Genomic DNA, 15,567 nt, shown 5'->3' on the forward strand with positions numbered 1-15,567 from the left:
TCCTGTCAGGCTTTCTTGAGCCACACCTTGTTATCGTGGAACGCAGCGCCGCCGTAAGGAGCAACAGCATCGGCACCCGTCAAGACATTGATGCCCTCGCCGTCGAGATGTGCCTTGTTGGGCCATAGCCCTTCAGCGATCAGCACCCCGGGGCGAGCGCCATCGACGATTTTGGCGTGGATGCGCACTTCGCCACGCCCATTGCCGATCTGCACCACATCACCTTCCGCGATGTCGAGCCTCAGAGCGTCGACGGGCGAAATCATCAATTCCGGACGGCCTTCCTTTTGCACCGAGGTCTTGGTTTCCGCGAAGGTCGAATTCAGGAAGTTGCGGGCCGGAGACGTGGCAAGCCGGAAAGGATGTTCCGAATCCACCGTTTCGATCACGTCGACCTGATCGGGGAATTTTGGAAAGGCGTCGGCCGGACCCATGACGCCGACATTTTTCGGCGGCTTGTTGGGCGAAGGTCCGTTCTGCCAATCCGGGCTGAAACGGAACTTGCCGTCGCCATAGCCAAACCCTTGGAGATAATGCGCGATGTCGAATTCAGGCTGCGCATCGATCCACTTCTCCTCAGCCAGATTGTCGAAGCTGCCCCACCCACTCGCTTGAAGAATGGTCTCGACATGCTCGCGCTCACTGAGGCCAAAGCCCGGCATATGGTCGACACCAAGACGCTTGGCGAGTTCTTCGATCACGAAGAGATTGGTGCGTACCGTTTCCGGCGGTTCGACCAGCTTGGGCCCAAGCAGGATATGGTTCTGGCCACCAGCGCGATAGAGATCGTCGTGCTCAAGGAACATGGTCGCTGGCAGAACGATATCGGCAATCTCAGCCGTTTCCGTCATGAACTGCTCATGCACGGCAACGAACAGGTCCTCGCGCTGGAAGCCTTGGCTGACCAGCCTTTGTTCGGGGCAGACATTGGCCGGGTTGGTATTCTGGATCAACATCGCCGTCACCGGTCCGCCGCCGCGTAGTGCATCGGAGTCGCCGGTCAGGATACGACCGACCTGCGACTGATCGAGCTGGCGGACATTGGGATCGGCATAGGCCGTTCCCATCAATTCCGCCTTGTTCAGCCGGAAGATATCGCCATTGTTGTGGAAAGCGCCGCCGCCCTCATATTGCCATGAGCCGAGAACCGTAGCGATCGACAGTGCAGCATGCATGGCAACCGCGCCGTTACGCTGCCTCGCAAAACCATAGCCCAGACGGAAAAAGCTTTTCTTCGTGGTGCCCACGAGCTTAGCGAAAGCCTCGATCTCCTCCACCGAAAGCCCGGTGATCTCTGCGGCCCATCGCGGCGTCTTCGACGCAAGATGCGCTTCCAACCCAGCCGGATCGTCGGCGAATTTTTCCATGTAGGCGCGGTCGGCATAGCCATCGCGGAAGGCGATATGCATAACCGCACAGGCAAGCGCGGCATCCGTGCCAGGGCGCACGACAAGCTTCATATCTGCCTGCTTCATCGTCGGGTTGTCGTAGATATCGACGACGACGATCTTAGCACCGCGTTCCTTGCGCGCCTTGACCGCGTGGGTCATGACATTGACCTGTGTAGCGACCGCATTGGTACCCCAGATGACCACGACATCGGCTCTCGCCATCTCGCGTGGGTCCGGGCCGCGAAGCGCGCCGGTGCCCATTACATAGCCGGTCCAGGCCATATTTGTGCAGATCGAGCCGAAGAAGCCGGAATATTTCTTGGCGTGGCGAAGCCGTTCGATGCTGTCGCGCTGGACCTGCCCCATGGTACCGGCATAAAAATACGGCCAAACGGCCTCGGCACCATGCGCAGCTTCCGCCTTGATGAAGGCATTGGCGATCTCGTCCAGCGCATCGTTCCAACCGATCTCCTGCCAGTCGCCAGCGCCTTTCGCGCCCTTGCGACGCTTTGGCGTCAGCAACCGGCCCGGATGATAGATGCGCTCGGAATAGCGCGCCACCTTGGCGCAGATCACCCCCGCCGTGTAAGTGTTGGCATTGGCGCCACGCACACGGCCTATGCGGCCATCAGCGTTGATATCGACCTCAAGCGCGCAGGCGCTCGGACAGTCATGCGGACAGACGGTGTGGCCGGTGCGGGTCGCTTCGGTCACGGCTTTGGCGGAAATCGGGGTCGCAACATTCATGGATTTTCTATATGGCATGTCAAAGGTCGCCAAAAGGGCGAAGTGACGCGCATCAAGATAATTCATAAAAGGCATCGCCCCAGATGAACTACCGGCACATCTACCATGCAGGCAACTTTGCCGATGTTCTCAAACACGCCGTTATGGCGCGGCTCGTCCGCTATCTGCAGAACAAGGACAAGGCGTTCCGCGTTCTGGATACCCATGCCGGCATCGGCCTCTACGATCTTTCCTCCGAAGAGGCGCAGAAGACGGGTGAGTGGCAGACCGGCATCGGCAAGATACTGGACGCCGATCTTCCGGCAGACGTCGCTGAACTGATGGAGCCTTATCTCTCAGCCGTTCGGGAATTGAACCCGGAGGGCGGGCTCAAATACTATCCAGGCTCCCCAAAGCTCGCCCGGATGCTGTTTCGTCCGCAGGATCGGCTTTCAGCCATGGAACTGCACCCGGACGATTTCCGTGCACTGTCACGCCTGTTCGAAGGTGATTATCAGGCGCGCATCACCGAACTTGATGGCTGGCTGTCGCTGGGCGCGCACTTGCCGCCGAAGGAAAAGCGTGGACTCGTTCTGGTCGATCCGCCCTTCGAAAAGGAAAACGAGTATGAGCGTCTCGCGGATGGTTTGCACAAGGCGTACCGCCGCTTTGCCACAGGCACTTATTGCCTCTGGTATCCGCTAAAAAAGAACGCGCCTATCAAGGACTTCCACGAGCGCCTGCAATCCTATGAGATTCCCAAAATGCTCTGTACCGAGCTGTCTGTCAGAAGCGACCGGCTTGAGGGCTTGAGCGGCTCTGGCCTGATTATCGTCAACCCACCCTACACGTTAAAGGATGAGCTGCACGTGATGCTGCCAGTGCTGAAGTCGATCATGGCGCAGGACCGATACGCCTCGCATCGCGCCTTCTGGCTGCGCGGCGAAGAATAGAGCATATCGCGCAAAAGTGTTCAGCGGTTTTGCGATAACGGCATGCGGCAGAAGACGGAGCTAAAGCGGAAGGAGCGAATCTGAAAGATCGCGGCACGCTTTAGAAACGCTACTTCTGCTGCAACCGTCTTTCCTCCCGCTCGGCGGCAGCAAGCTGTGAGCGTTCGAAGAACAAGATGACGAACAGCCCGATGACGAACGGGATGATAAGGTAGAGAAGGCGGAAGACGAGAAGTGCGGCGATGACGTCTGCCGGGTTCATATCCGGCAGGCCCATGACGAAGACGAGCTCTAGCACACCCAGCCCTCCCGGCGCATGCGAGATCAGTGCGGCGGAAAAGGAAATCAGGAAAATCCCCAGGATCACCATAAAGCCGGGGTTGCCCACCTCAGGCAGCGCGAAATAGATGATGCCGGCCGCGCCGATCAATTCGATCGGCCCGATGACCAGCTGCTGCACAACCAGCTTCGGCACCGGGTAGAACAGTGTGAAAGAGCCTATTTTTAGCGGCTTCAGCTTCATCAGGCTGCCGAGAATGTAAAGCGCGACGATTGCGAGCAGCAGGATTCCGGTGGTGCGCGAGGCTTCCACAGGCAGGACATCGACGAAACGCTCGGTGATCTCCGGCTCATAAACCAGGATGAATCCGACCAGCATGATCGTGCCGATAAGGAAGGTGAAGGAGCAGAGCGCAACGAGAATTCCCACTTCCGCAGCGCTCAGCCCTTTGGAGGTATACGCGCGGTAGCGTACCACAGCACCGGAAAAGACCGACGCACCCACATTGTGGGAGAGGGCATAGGTGGTGAACGATGTCAACGTGATGAAGAGCCAGCCGACCTTGCGTTTCAGGTGTTGCAAGGCGATGCGGTCGTAACCGGCAAGAGCGGCGTAGGCAACCAGCGTACAGAGCCCCGACATGAACCAGTGATGCGTATTGATGGCAATCAGGCTATCCCAGACATCATCGAGCGAGAGATGGCGCAGTTCCTTATAAAGCAGCCACACGGAAAAGCAGATCGTCGCAATCCCGACGACAGGCCAGAGATACTTTTTCATTTTCATGCGGACATGCCCAGGCTCAATCCTCCCTCCGGCAGATGCATTACGCCGGATTCGATAAGCTTATTCACTATACCAACTCCGGTTCAACACGAAGGATGCCGCAGAGATGATTTTTTGGCAGTCTATTTGCCATAGGGGGAAGATGATATAAAACCCGAAGCCCGTTCAACACATCGTCATCCTTGCCAGAAAGACACCGTCCTCGATGAAACAGTATTTCGGTTTTATCGCACTTGGCGCCCTGTCACTGGCAGCAGTTGGGTGGCTTATCCTCGGCCAACCTCAGCCTGCACCCGGTCCTGTGGCGCAAAGAACTGAAACCCGCCCATCGCCGAACTCAAGCACAAAAACAGAAACCTCAGAATCCGGTTTTGATTTCTATGTACTCTCGCTCTCCTGGTCTCCGGCCTTCTGCGCCAGTGACGCTGGACGCAATAGCCATCAGCAATGCGGCGCGGATCGGAAGTTCGGTTTTGTGGTTCACGGGCTTTGGCCTCAAAACGCTCAAGGCTATCCGGAATTCTGCGGGGCCGACAAACAGGAGCGCGTTCCTGACAACCTCGGGCGAAGCATGTTCGATATCATGCCGTCCATGGGGCTCATCGGCCATCAATGGCGCAAGCACGGCAGTTGCAGCGGCCTGACCCAGAAACAATATTTCGATAAGACCCGTCATGCTTATGATCGCATCAAGCTCCCCGCCGACATCTCGACCGGCGATCAGAGCAAGCGGCTTTCCGCCGACGCCATAGAGACCGCTTTTGTGAATGCCAATCCGGGCATGACGAAGGGTGGTATCGCCATCAGTTGCGACGGACCGCGACTGGAGGAAGTGCGGATCTGCCTGTCAAAGGATCTGTCCTTCCGCGACTGCCCTGAGGTCGATCGCCAGGGTTGCCGGTCAAACGTCGCAGAGATTATCCCCATCCGTTAGTGAAACAGGAAAAATGCAATGGAACTGCTATATGCTCCGGCCTCCCCTTATTCCGCCAAGGTGCGCATGGCGGCGCGCTATCTGGATATCGGCATCACCGATGTTCGCGTTGACACCAATGCAGAGCCAGCAACGTTGATCGACAACAATCCGCTCGGCAAGATCCCCGTGCTCTTGCACGAGGGTGGCTCCGTCTATGACAGCGTGGCGATCATGCATTATCTCGATCGCGTTTCCCGTGGAAAGCTCTATCCTAAGAAACACACCAAGCGCACCGAAGCCGAGATCCTCGAAGCCCTTTGCGACGGTGTGATGGACTGCCTGCTGGCGATCGTCTACGAAAAACGCTTCCGACCGGAGGAGAAGGTCCACCAGGAGTGGATCGATAAGCAATGGCGCAAGGTGGTGAAAGCGCTTGATTACCTGAACGATAATCTGCCGAAGACCGGCAAGAAATTGCATGGTGGCCACTTCGCACTGGCTGCGATGATCGGCTATCTCGATCTGCGCTTCTCTGGGCAATGGGCGGATGGCCGCAAGCGGCTAGCGGATTGGCCGGAAAAGTTCGGCAAGAAGTTCAAGCAATACACGGAGCTAAAGTCCGCTGGCTGATCGTGGAGTTTTCCTTGGTATAAAAACAGAAAAGCCGGGGCGCGAACCCCGGCTTTTCCGCATTATGCCTGACTGATCAGAACTTGACGCCGATACCAGCCTTGACGCTGTGGTCATCGAAGCCGCGCGAGACGTTGCCACCGTTGATGGCGAAGTCCTTGTCCTGGTAATCAGTGTAACGATACTCAAGACGTGCCGTGATGTTGTCGGTGACGAGAGCTTCGACACCGGCACCAACCGTGTAGCCGAGAGCCGTCTTGTCGTCCTTGCTGCCGGTGACAGTGTCACGCAGTTCGTTGTTCGATACTGCAAGACCACCCGTACCATAGATCAGGAAGGGGTTCATGTCGTAACCGACGCGAGCGCGCAACGAGCCATTGAGCTTCTGCTTGCCCTGAAGGTTGCCGCCGGCAGAGCCCTTTTCATCGCCATAAGCGAGATCGGCTTCACCACCGTATACGATCTGGCCGTTCTGCCAGTTGTAACCGCCGTAAACGCCACCGCCGAAACCGTCAGCGTCGCGACCGTTCGTGCTGCCGCTGAAACGACCCCAGTCGTAGTTCACGGTACCACCGAGGTAGGCGCCAGACCAATCCTTGACCGGTGCGGGCTGCTCAACTGCGACTGGCGCCTGCGGAACTTCGTTGACCGCATCGGCTGCCTGTGCTGCCGAGAAAGCTGCCGCGGCCATGGTAGAAGCCAAAAGTGTTGCAACGATAGTACGCATGCTATTCTCCTTTTTAAACCCGCGGGGGCACTCAAAACACTCGGTCCCAACGCGGTACAAAACAGTTAGTTCCCTGCCCGTCTGGAAATGCAAAATGATGGGGGAATGAGGAAATCACAGAGCCAAAATGTGAATTGATTGAGGCGCAGCCGTGACAGAAATTGGACGTTGCTAAAAGGACACAGAAATCCATTAAGGATAATACATCGTTAATTGAAGCAAGTAGCATTTTTACTTGTATTTACATCGGATTAAATTGAAAAAACTCGTGCGCCATAAATCTGTATAACGCCATTGTGAGGTGGGCAAACCTCTTCGTTTCGATCTATATCTGAAGGTAAATGTGGAATAAGCAGAGCATGGATTGGCTTTGACAGAGACTATACCGAAGACCGTCTTGATCACGGGCGCTGCCCGCCGCATCGGCAAGGCTATCGCCGAGTATCTTGCTTGCGAAGGGTTTGCGGTGGCGATCCACGCGCGCTCCTCTTTGGCCGAAGCCGAGGAATTCGCTAACGCTTTACGGCAGAAAGGTGGCAAAGCTGTCGTCTTGCAGGCCGACCTTATGGATTGCACCTCTACTGCAGAATTGATGGAAAAGGCGACAAATGCGCTTGGACCGATAGGCGTTCTGGTCAACAACGCCTCTGTTTTTCATAAAGACGAGGCCGAAACCTTCGACGCGGAAACGTTCGAAGCGCACTTTGCCGTCCACGTGCGCGCGCCGTCCATTCTCTCAGCCGCCTTTGCAAGACAACTGCCGCAGGAGCATTCGGGCCTGATAGTCAACATCATCGATCAGCGCGTGCTGGCGCTCAATCCGCGCTTTTATTCCTATACGCTATCGAAGGCGGCGCTTTGGACCGCGACGCAAACACTGGCGCAGAGCTTTGCGCCACGTATCCGGGTCAATGCCATCGGCCCCGGCCCGACGTTTAAAAATGAGAGACAAAGCCCCGAGGACTTTCAGGCGCAGGTCGACGCCCTTATATTAAAGACAGGTCCGAAGCCCGATGAGTTCGGGCGGACGATTCGCTTTCTTTACGACACCCCCTCGATGACCGGCCAGATGATCGCACTCGACGGGGGCCAGCACCTTGGCTGGGAAACCCCGGACGTGGCGGAGATTAATGAATGAACGGAAAGAAGCTGCCGGATGGCGGTGTTCTCTTCGATGAAACCGACGACGATGAAGACGATATTGCACCGTCCACCGGCGAGAGCGCCGGGGAGCGGGACAATGCAGGTATCGACTGGAACGCCGGGTGGAAGAACGAGTCCGGCTTGAAGGGCATGGATCTGATCGGCGAGTTCGTCAAACACCTGCCGAACAATCCCGGCGTCTATCGCATGTTCAACGAGGCTGGCGATGTTCTTTATGTGGGCAAGGCGCGCTCGCTGAAGAAGCGTGTCAGCAACTATGCGCAGGGCCGGGTTCATTCCAACCGCATCGGCCAGATGGTGCGGCTGACGACTCACATGGAATTCGTCACCACTCGTACCGAAACTGAAGCCCTGCTGCTGGAAGCCAATCTCATCAAGCGCTTTCGTCCGCGCTTCAACGTGCTTCTGCGCGACGACAAGTCGTTTCCCTACATTCTGATCACTGCCGACAACCGCGCGCCCGCCATCTTCAAACATCGCGGTGCGAGAGCGCGCAAGGGCGCCTATTTCGGTCCCTTCGCCTCTGCCGGTGCTGTCGGTCGGACCATCAACTCACTACAGCGTGCCTTTCTGATCCGCACCTGCACCGACAGCGTGTTCGAGAGCCGTACGCGGCCTTGCCTGCTCTACCAAATCAAGCGCTGCTCTGGCCCTTGCACCCACGAGGTCAGCGATGAGGCTTATGCAGAGCTCGTACAGGAAGCCAAGGACTTCCTCTCTGGAAAAAGCCAGAGCGTGAAATCCACCATCGCCCGACAGATGAACGAGGCCTCGGAAGATCTCGATTTCGAACGCGCCGCCGTTTATCGCGACAGGCTGGCCGCATTATCGCATGTGCAAAGCCACCAGGGCATCAACCCTGCCGGCATCGACGAGGCGGACGTCTTCGCCATCCATCACGAAGGTGGTGTTTCCTGCATTCAGGTCTTCTTCTTCCGCACGGGACAGAACTGGGGCAACCGCGCCTATTTCCCCAAGGCCGACCCGTCTTTGCCGGGCTCGGAAATTTTGAATGCATTCCTCGCCCAGTTCTACGATGACAAACCGGTGCCAAGACAAATTCTCTTGTCTGAAAGCGTAGAAGAGCAGGAATTGCTGGCGGCAGCCTTTAGCGAAAAGGCCGGGCACAAGGTCGTGCTTTCAGTGCCGCAGCGCGGAGAAAAGAAGGATGTCGTTGACCATGTACTCGGCAATGCGCGCGAAGCCCATGGGCGCAAGCTTGCCGAGACCTCGTCCCAGGCACGTCTTCTCAAGGGCTTTGCCGAAACGTTCGGCCTGACCCAGATCCCGCGCCGTATCGAGATTTACGATAACTCCCATATCATGGGCACCAACGCGGTAGGCGGCATGGTGGTGGCCGGGCCAGACGGCTTCGTCAAAAACCAGTATCGCAAGTTCAACATCAAATCGACTGACATCACGCCCGGCGACGACTTCGGCATGATGCGGGAAGTGATGACGCGCCGCTTTTCAAGGTTGCTCAAGGAAGAAGGCAAACCCGACCGCAGTCAGCCGGTTTCTCCGGAAGATGCAGCAGATATGCCCTTCCCGACCTGGCCGGATGTCATTCTGATTGACGGCGGTCAAGGACAGATGACGGCAGTGCGTTCCATACTCGACGAACTCGGCATCCGTGACTGTGTGACAGCGATCGGCGTTGCCAAGGGCGTCGACCGCGATGCAGGACGCGAGCGCTTCTTTACCGATACGCGCAGCGACTTTTCGCTGCCGCCGCGCGATCCCGTTCTCTACTTCGTCCAGCGCCTGCGCGACGAGGCGCACCGTTTCGCCATCGGTTCGCACCGGGCGCGGCGCAAGAAGGAGATGATCAAGAATCCTCTCGATGAGGTCAGCGGCATCGGACCGGGTAGAAAGCGTGCGCTTCTCCAGCATTTTGGCACCGCCAAAGCCGTCTCCCGCGCAGCGCTCAGTGACCTGATGGCCGTGGGCGGCATTTCAGAAACTGTTGCAAAACAGATTTACAATCACTTCCACGAGAGCGGCCGCGAGTGACCGGGCGGCTTTTGCCGCCGCCCGCTAAAAAAACACAAAGAGGTGTTGACGCTTCCACCTCGGAGCGTCATCAACGCTTTGATATCGATAGACAGGTTTTCCATGGCTTCGCGTACCTACAACATCCCGAACCTTCTGACCTATGGCCGGATTCTGGCCGTACCGGTCATCGTTTTGTGTTTCTTCGTGGAAGGAAAACTTGAGAGTTCGGATTTTGCACGATGGACCGCGCTGTGGCTTTTCATCATCGCCTCCATCACCGATTTTCTTGATGGTTATCTGGCACGTATCTGGAACCAGACGTCCAATATCGGCCGCATGCTGGACCCCATTGCCGACAAGTTGTTGATTGCCTCGATTCTGTTGCTTCTGGCAGCAGACGGCACCATTGCCGGCTGGTCGCTCTGGGCGGCGATCACCATTCTGTGCCGTGAAATCCTGGTCTCCGGCCTGCGCGAATACCTCGCGGCGTTGAAAGTCTCCGTGCCCGTGACGCGCATTGCCAAGTGGAAAACCACGATCCAGATGGTTGCCATCGCTTTCCTTCTGGCCGGACCGGCAGGCGATACGATCCTGCCCCACACCACCGAAATCGGCATTGGCTTGCTGTGGATAGCCGCGGCGCTTACGATCTATACCGGCTACGATTACTTCAAGGCGGGGCTGCGCCACATCGTGGATGAAGAGTGATGACCCATGTCGTTTACTTTGCCTGGGTGCGTGAGAAGATAGGGAAGTCGGAAGAGGATATCGATATCCCCGCTGAGGTGAACACCGCGCGCGAGCTGATCCATTACCTGAAAAGCCTTGGCGAAGAATACGAAGCTGCGTTCGAATATCCGAATGTCATTCGTGTCGCGGTCAATCAGGAACATATCGAACATCACGAAAGCATTATCGGCGCGCGCGAAATCGGTATCTTCCCGCCCATGACGGGTGGCTGATCAATGGGTGTTACCCCGACCATCCGCGTGCAGGCCCAAGACTTCGACACCGCGGCGGAAGCCAAACTGCTCAGCAGCAACGACGCTGGGATCGGCGCCCTCGTTACCTTCACGGGTCTCTGCCGCGATGAAGGTGGCGCTCTATCTGCGCTGGAGCTGGAACATTATCCCGGGATGGCGGAAGCGGAAATGATGCGCATCGCCACGCTCGCCATAGAGCGCTTTGACCTTCGAGGACTGACCGTCATCCATCGCTATGGCAAGATCACCACCGGCGACAATATCGTCCTTGTCATCGCTGCCTCGTCCCACCGCCAAGCCGCCTTTGATGGTGCCAATTTCGTCATGGACTATCTGAAGACCGCCGCCCCCTTCTGGAAGAAGGAGCACGCGACGGATGGGACTGCGGGCACTTGGGTGTCGGCAAAAGACGCCGATGAGAGCGCCAAGGAAAAGTGGCGTTAAGGTCTTAATTTCACCAACGAGCTCAGACATCGCGGATGCGAAGCCTGAGACACGGATAGCCGCTCGTTTCGGGTGGCTCCCTACTTCGCCACTCTCAGCAGGCGTAGCGCATTCATCGTGACAAGCACGGTGGCTCCTGTGTCGGCAAGAATTGCAGGCCACAGGCCGGTCACGCCTATGATGGTGGTGACGAGGAAGACGGCCTTAAGACCGAGCGAGATCGCAATATTCTGATAGATGTTGCGCATCGTGCGTTTGGAAAGATCGATCATCCTCGCCACATCGCCGATGCGGCCATGCAGGATCGCTGCATCCGCTGTTTCCAGCGCCACATCCGTTCCGCCACCCATGGCGATGCCGACATCCGCAGCAGCAAGAGCGGGCGCATCATTGATGCCATCTCCAACCTTGCCGACAACAAAGCCCTGGCCCTTCAATTCACCGACGATACGCTGTTTGTCTTCCGGCAGAAGGTCAGCACGCACTTCGATGCCGAGCGCTTTGCCGATAGCACTTGCCGTGCGAGCATTATCGCCCGTCAGCATGACGACCTTGACGCCCGCATCCTCCAGCGCCTTCAGACCATCCGCGGCATCCGCACGTGGCTCATCGCGCATGGCGATTGCACCCGCAAGCTTGCCATCCACAATGAGCACCGACACTGTCTTGCCTTCATCATTGAGTGCCGTGATGGTGTTCTGGTGCGCGAGTGGAATATCGACCAGCGCGGATGCGGCTTTCGGCGATACAAGAAAGACCGAGTGTCCTTCCACGGTTGCCGAGACGCCCTTGCCGCCCAGCGCCTTGGCCTCACTCACGGACGGCACCACGATCTGGCTTACCGATGCCTTTTCCAAGATGGCAATCCCAAGCGGATGGCTGGAGCCCGTTTCGAGCGCGGCGGCCAGACGCAGGATCTCAATTTCTGACAACTCGAACGATACGATCTCCGTGACCTTAGGCTTGCCTTCCGTCAGCGTACCCGTCTTGTCGAGCGCCACCGCCGTCAAGCGGCCGAGCCCTTCCAGGACAGACCCGCCTTTCAACAACAAACCTCGGCGAGCGCCCGCCGAGAGCGAGGCGGCAATGGCCGCAGGTGTCGAGATAACGAGTGCGCATGGACAACCGATCAGGAGAATAGCGAGCCCTTTATAGATCCACTCATCCCAATTCGCCCCCCAGAGAAGCGGCGGTGTAAGGGCCACAAGTGCTGCGACGGCCACGACGCCCGGCGTATAATATTTAGAGAAGCGATCGATGAAGCGTTCGGTTGGCGCTTTGCTTTCCTGCGCCTCCTCCACCAGCTTAACCACGCGTGCGATGGTGTTATCGGCAGCGGCTGCCGTGACACGGACCCGCAATACGGCATCGCCATTGATCGTTCCAGCGAACACGCTGTCATCGGCATTCTTTTGAACCGGTACGCTCTCACCCGTGACTGGAGCCTCGTTGATGGCGCTATCGCCAGACACGATGACACCGTCTGCCGATATGCGATCACCCGGACGAACGAGGATAATCGCGCCGATCTGCAGGCTTTCGGCTGGCACCTCATTGGTTTTGCCCGCCTCTTCCAGCAATGCAGTTTTCGGAACCAGAGCGGAGAGAGACTTGATGCTGTCACGAGCCTTTCCGGCTGCCACACCTTCCAGCAATTCGCCCACCAAAAAAAGGAAGACGACAGCCGCCGCCTCTTCCGTGGCGTTGATCGCCAGCGCGCCGACGGCAGCAATGGTCATCAGCATTTCAATAGAGAAAGGCGTGCCGGCAAGCGCTGCCATGACGGCTCGGCGCGCAATCGGCACCAAGCCAACCAGCATGGCTGCGGCGAAAGCATAAAGCTGGATGGGCGGCACAAGATGACCGATCACATAAGCCGTGACCAGCGAAGCACCCGCCAACAGCATTGCGCGGCCTTTCTTGCCCTTCCACCATGGGCCTTCGCTCGCCCCATGGTCGTGGCCATGCAATCCCTCTACAGCGGCGGCACGATCGATATGATCGTGCTTGCCATGTTCACGGCTATCGTGGTCGTGAACCTGACCGCAATGCGTATGATCCTCATCACCCGCATGATCATGCGCATGACCGCCGCAGCAGGCCACATGACGATCCGGCGTTGTCATATTACCAGCGTGGCCTGCCACCAAGCGCTCGACTGAATAGCCAAGACCACGAACCTTCTTCCCGATGGCGTCAAGATCGCTCGTCTGATCGTGGCGAATGCTCATCGTTCCCGCGGTGACCGAAACCGAGACATCTTCCACGCCCTGCATGCGCCGAACGGTTGTATCGATCTTGCTCGCGCAAGATGCGCAATCCATGCCGCCGATCCGAAATCTGGTCTGTAAGTCCGTGCTCATCCGATGGGTCCCTTTCATGCTGCACACGTCTTACGACCTCTAGCCACTAGAGCTACAAGAGCAAAAATGAGATTTATGCGCAGCATTCGTTGCAGACCGCGCCGCACATACAGGAGCGAGGGAACGGAAGAGATTCAATCGGACCTTTCCGCCCCGTCATTTTTCGTTAGATTGTTCGGTGATCAGACTATCGGCATGTCCTCCCTCCCGCCGATATGCCGAGAGAGAGCGATGCCCAGCCAATCCACCGGACTTCTTTACGCCCTTGGGGCATTCACAATATTTGCCGTGCAGGATGGCATTTCCAAACATCTCGGCCAGTACTATCCGCCCGTCTTCGTCGTGATGGTGCGATACTGGGCGTTTGCGGTCTTTGCCGTCATCCTCGCCGCACGCTCTCGCGACGGGCTGAAGGCGACCATGCAGTCCAAACGGCTTTGGTTGCAGATCAGCCGGGGTGTGCTGCTGGCCGCCCAGATCGTTCTTTCGATCTTTTCGTTCAAGCTGGTGGGCCTTGCCCACACCCATTCGATCTTTGCCTGCATTCCTCTGATCGTCGCGGCACTATCGGTGCCGATGTTGGGCGAAAAAGTGGGGTGGCGACGATGGTGTGCCATCCTCGTCGGCTTTGCCGGTGTTTTGATCATCATCAATCCCGGCGAAACCGGCATCGACCTGACGCTGCTCTTGACCTTTGTCGCCGCGTTCATGCTGGCGCTCTACAGTGTCCTGACCCGGCTTGCCAGCCGCGACGATACGTCGATGACCAGCTTCTTTTACACAGGCGTCGCCGGCGCGGTAGCGCTGACCTTCGTTGGCCCGTTCTATTGGGTCAATATGGCGCCGCATGACTGGCTTTGGATGCTTGCACTCTGTATCACTGGCATGAGCGGCCACTACTTGCTGATCCGAGCCTTCGAAGTGGCCAATGCGGCAACGGTGCAGCCCTTCTCCTACTATCAGCTTGTGCTGGTCTCCATCGTCGGCGTTACGATCTATGGCGAGGTGTTGACCGCCCATATGGTCGTCGGCGCCATCATCGTTATCGCAGCCGGTCTCTTCACCATCTGGCGCGAGCAACTCACCGCCAGAAAACGCCGACTTCAAGGACTATGACAGTGCGGCCTGCTTGTTCGTATCAGTGACGGACATCGCCGCTTCGCATCGAAGCAGCATGCCATAAAGATCGCGCGGCTCGTCCGGATCGGCGAGAAGGTCCAGTTCATCGAACAGGCCGGTTTCCATCAGTTTGGAGCGCACATAGCGCAGCGCTGAAAAGTCCTCGATGGCAAAGCCGACACTATCGAAAAGCGTGATCTGTCGCTCATCTGTGCGACCGGCAGTCCTGCCCCCCATAACCTGCCACAGTTCAACGACCGGATGATCCGCGTCCAGTTGCTGGATTTCGCCCTCGATGCGAGTCTGCGGCGGATACTCGACGAAGATATCCGAGCGCAGCAGAATATCGCGGTGTAATTCCGTCTTGCCGGGACAATCGCCCCCAATTGCGTTGATGTGCACCCCCGGGCCGACCATATTATCCGTCAAGATCGTGGCATACTGCTTATCTGCGGTAACCGTGGTGATAATATCGGCGCCCTCGACAGCCTGCTCGGCACTGTCACAGATCGTGATCGAGAAGCCCAACCCGCGTAGATTGGCTTCACATTTGCGGCTGGCATCGAGGTCGATGTCATAAAGTCGCAAATGATCTATACCGAGAATTGCCTTGAACGCGCGCGCCTGAAACTCGCTCTGTGCACCATTGCCGATGATGGCCATGGACCGCGCATCCGCTCTTGCCAGATGCCTTGCGGCAACCGCCGAGGTGGCAGCCGTTCTAAGCGCTGTCAGGATCGTCATCTCGGACAGGAGCATCGGGTAGCCGTTGCCGACATCGGAAAGAACGCCGAAAGCCGTAACCGTCTGGCGACCCTCACGGGTGTTCTTCGGATGGCCGTTCACGTATTTGAAGCCGTAAAGCGTGCCGTCACTCGTCGGCATAAGCTCGATCACGCCCTCGCGTGAGTGAGAGGCAACACGTGGTGTCTTGTCGAAGCTCTCCCACCGCAGAAAATCCTCTTCGATGACGTCCGCGAGTTCACGCAGGAAGGTATCGATACCCACTTTCAGCACCAGCCTCATCATATGGTCGACGCTGACGAAAGGAACGACGTTGAGTTTTGCCATAGCGGTCATGATCCTCTCC

The 15,567-nt window shown here is 57.5% G+C and carries 14 protein-coding genes; 9 read left to right on the forward strand and 5 right to left on the reverse strand.

Annotated elements, in window-relative coordinates; translation table 11 throughout:
* Positions 1 to 5 precede the first annotated feature (5 nt).
* On the reverse strand, positions 6 to 2,204 hold the full coding sequence (locus ACQZ5M_RS10250; protein ID WP_449079656.1) for a molybdopterin-containing oxidoreductase family protein: 2,199 nt from the start codon (positions 2,202 to 2,204) through the stop codon (positions 6 to 8).
* Between the two features lie 17 nt (positions 2,205 to 2,221).
* Between ACQZ5M_RS10250 and ACQZ5M_RS10255 the strand changes: the two genes are divergently transcribed.
* The gene (locus tag ACQZ5M_RS10255; RefSeq protein WP_296103371.1) at positions 2,222 to 3,070 is read left to right on the forward strand and encodes a 23S rRNA (adenine(2030)-N(6))-methyltransferase RlmJ; all 849 of its coding nucleotides are present in this window, start codon (positions 2,222 to 2,224) and stop codon (positions 3,068 to 3,070) included.
* A gap of 109 nt (positions 3,071 to 3,179) precedes the next feature.
* Here ACQZ5M_RS10255 and ACQZ5M_RS10260 read toward each other — a convergent pair whose 3' ends face one another.
* Positions 3,180 to 4,136 carry a lysylphosphatidylglycerol synthase domain-containing protein gene (locus tag ACQZ5M_RS10260; RefSeq protein WP_296099503.1) on the reverse strand — a complete coding sequence of 319 codons (957 nt, stop codon included), beginning with the start codon at positions 4,134 to 4,136 and terminating at the stop codon, positions 3,180 to 3,182.
* Positions 4,137 to 4,341: 205 nt separating this feature from the next.
* On the opposite strand from ACQZ5M_RS10260, the gene ACQZ5M_RS10265 reads away from it, so the two are divergent.
* The gene (locus tag ACQZ5M_RS10265) at positions 4,342 to 5,070 is read left to right on the forward strand and encodes a ribonuclease T2 family protein (RefSeq protein WP_449079657.1); all 729 of its coding nucleotides are present in this window, start codon (positions 4,342 to 4,344) and stop codon (positions 5,068 to 5,070) included.
* Positions 5,071 to 5,088: 18 nt separating this feature from the next.
* On the forward strand, positions 5,089 to 5,682 hold the full coding sequence (locus ACQZ5M_RS10270; protein WP_296018126.1) for a glutathione S-transferase family protein: 594 nt from the start codon (positions 5,089 to 5,091) through the stop codon (positions 5,680 to 5,682).
* Between the two features lie 76 nt (positions 5,683 to 5,758).
* On the opposite strand, the gene ACQZ5M_RS10275 is transcribed toward ACQZ5M_RS10270, so the two are convergent.
* Positions 5,759 to 6,409 carry an outer membrane protein gene (locus ACQZ5M_RS10275; RefSeq protein ID WP_296080184.1) on the reverse strand — a complete coding sequence of 217 codons (651 nt, stop codon included), beginning with the start codon at positions 6,407 to 6,409 and terminating at the stop codon, positions 5,759 to 5,761.
* A gap of 370 nt (positions 6,410 to 6,779) precedes the next feature.
* Here ACQZ5M_RS10275 and ACQZ5M_RS10280 point away from each other — a divergent pair, with 370 nt between their 5' ends.
* From ACQZ5M_RS10280 to ACQZ5M_RS10300, 5 genes are all read left to right on the forward strand, one after another.
* Positions 6,780 to 7,547 carry an SDR family oxidoreductase gene (locus tag ACQZ5M_RS10280; RefSeq protein ID WP_449079658.1) on the forward strand — a complete coding sequence of 256 codons (768 nt, stop codon included), beginning with the start codon at positions 6,780 to 6,782 and terminating at the stop codon, positions 7,545 to 7,547.
* Positions 7,544 to 9,586, forward strand: a complete 2,043-nt coding sequence (gene uvrC, locus ACQZ5M_RS10285; RefSeq protein WP_449079659.1) for an excinuclease ABC subunit UvrC — start codon at positions 7,544 to 7,546, stop codon at positions 9,584 to 9,586. The genes ACQZ5M_RS10280 and uvrC overlap by 4 nt, the downstream gene beginning before the upstream one ends.
* A 102-nt stretch (positions 9,587 to 9,688) precedes the next feature.
* On the forward strand, positions 9,689 to 10,276 hold the full coding sequence (gene pgsA / locus ACQZ5M_RS10290; protein ID WP_296018134.1) for a CDP-diacylglycerol--glycerol-3-phosphate 3-phosphatidyltransferase: 588 nt from the start codon (positions 9,689 to 9,691) through the stop codon (positions 10,274 to 10,276).
* Complete coding sequence (gene moaD, locus ACQZ5M_RS10295; protein ID WP_296039281.1) at positions 10,276 to 10,530, forward strand: molybdopterin converting factor subunit 1; 255 nt, start codon at positions 10,276 to 10,278, stop codon at positions 10,528 to 10,530. The genes pgsA and moaD overlap by 1 nt, the downstream gene beginning before the upstream one ends.
* A 3-nt stretch (positions 10,531 to 10,533) precedes the next feature.
* Positions 10,534 to 10,995 carry a molybdenum cofactor biosynthesis protein MoaE gene (locus ACQZ5M_RS10300; protein ID WP_296103383.1) on the forward strand — a complete coding sequence of 154 codons (462 nt, stop codon included), beginning with the start codon at positions 10,534 to 10,536 and terminating at the stop codon, positions 10,993 to 10,995.
* 80 nt (positions 10,996 to 11,075) lie between these two features.
* Here the strand turns inward: ACQZ5M_RS10300 and ACQZ5M_RS10305 are convergent, their stop codons facing one another.
* Positions 11,076 to 13,358 carry a heavy metal translocating P-type ATPase gene (locus ACQZ5M_RS10305; RefSeq protein WP_449079660.1) on the reverse strand — a complete coding sequence of 761 codons (2,283 nt, stop codon included), beginning with the start codon at positions 13,356 to 13,358 and terminating at the stop codon, positions 11,076 to 11,078.
* Positions 13,359 to 13,589: 231 nt separating this feature from the next.
* Here ACQZ5M_RS10305 and ACQZ5M_RS10310 point away from each other — a divergent pair, with 231 nt between their 5' ends.
* Complete coding sequence (locus ACQZ5M_RS10310; RefSeq protein ID WP_296020645.1) at positions 13,590 to 14,474, forward strand: DMT family transporter; 885 nt, start codon at positions 13,590 to 13,592, stop codon at positions 14,472 to 14,474.
* Here the strand turns inward: ACQZ5M_RS10310 and ACQZ5M_RS10315 are convergent.
* A complete protein-coding gene (locus tag ACQZ5M_RS10315) occupies positions 14,469 to 15,557 on the reverse strand; it encodes an ornithine cyclodeaminase (RefSeq protein WP_449079661.1) in 1,089 nt (362 codons plus the stop codon). The two genes, ACQZ5M_RS10310 and ACQZ5M_RS10315, sit on opposite strands and share 6 nt — an antisense overlap.
* Positions 15,558 to 15,567: the final 10 nt, after the last annotated feature.

Source organism: Rhizobium sp. 22-785-1 (assembly GCF_053521965.1).

Coding starts and splice junctions, on each gene's coding strand:
- ACQZ5M_RS10250 (WP_449079656.1), bottom strand. CDS start 2,204: ATGAATTATCTTGATGCGCGTCACTTCGCCCTTTTGGCGACCTTTGAC.
- ACQZ5M_RS10255 (WP_296103371.1), top strand. CDS start 2,222: ATGAACTACCGGCACATCTACCATGCAGGCAACTTTGCCGATGTTCTC.
- ACQZ5M_RS10260 (WP_296099503.1), bottom strand. CDS start 4,136: ATGAAAATGAAAAAGTATCTCTGGCCTGTCGTCGGGATTGCGACGATC.
- ACQZ5M_RS10265 (WP_449079657.1), top strand. CDS start 4,342: ATGAAACAGTATTTCGGTTTTATCGCACTTGGCGCCCTGTCACTGGCA.
- ACQZ5M_RS10270 (WP_296018126.1), top strand. CDS start 5,089: ATGGAACTGCTATATGCTCCGGCCTCCCCTTATTCCGCCAAGGTGCGC.
- ACQZ5M_RS10275 (WP_296080184.1), bottom strand. CDS start 6,409: ATGCGTACTATCGTTGCAACACTTTTGGCTTCTACCATGGCCGCGGCA.
- uvrC (WP_449079659.1), top strand. CDS start 7,544: ATGAACGGAAAGAAGCTGCCGGATGGCGGTGTTCTCTTCGATGAAACC.
- pgsA (WP_296018134.1), top strand. CDS start 9,689: ATGGCTTCGCGTACCTACAACATCCCGAACCTTCTGACCTATGGCCGG.
- moaD (WP_296039281.1), top strand. CDS start 10,276: ATGACCCATGTCGTTTACTTTGCCTGGGTGCGTGAGAAGATAGGGAAG.
- ACQZ5M_RS10300 (WP_296103383.1), top strand. CDS start 10,534: ATGGGTGTTACCCCGACCATCCGCGTGCAGGCCCAAGACTTCGACACC.
- ACQZ5M_RS10305 (WP_449079660.1), bottom strand. CDS start 13,358: ATGAGCACGGACTTACAGACCAGATTTCGGATCGGCGGCATGGATTGC.
- ACQZ5M_RS10310 (WP_296020645.1), top strand. CDS start 13,590: ATGCCCAGCCAATCCACCGGACTTCTTTACGCCCTTGGGGCATTCACA.
- ACQZ5M_RS10315 (WP_449079661.1), bottom strand. CDS start 15,557: ATGACCGCTATGGCAAAACTCAACGTCGTTCCTTTCGTCAGCGTCGAC.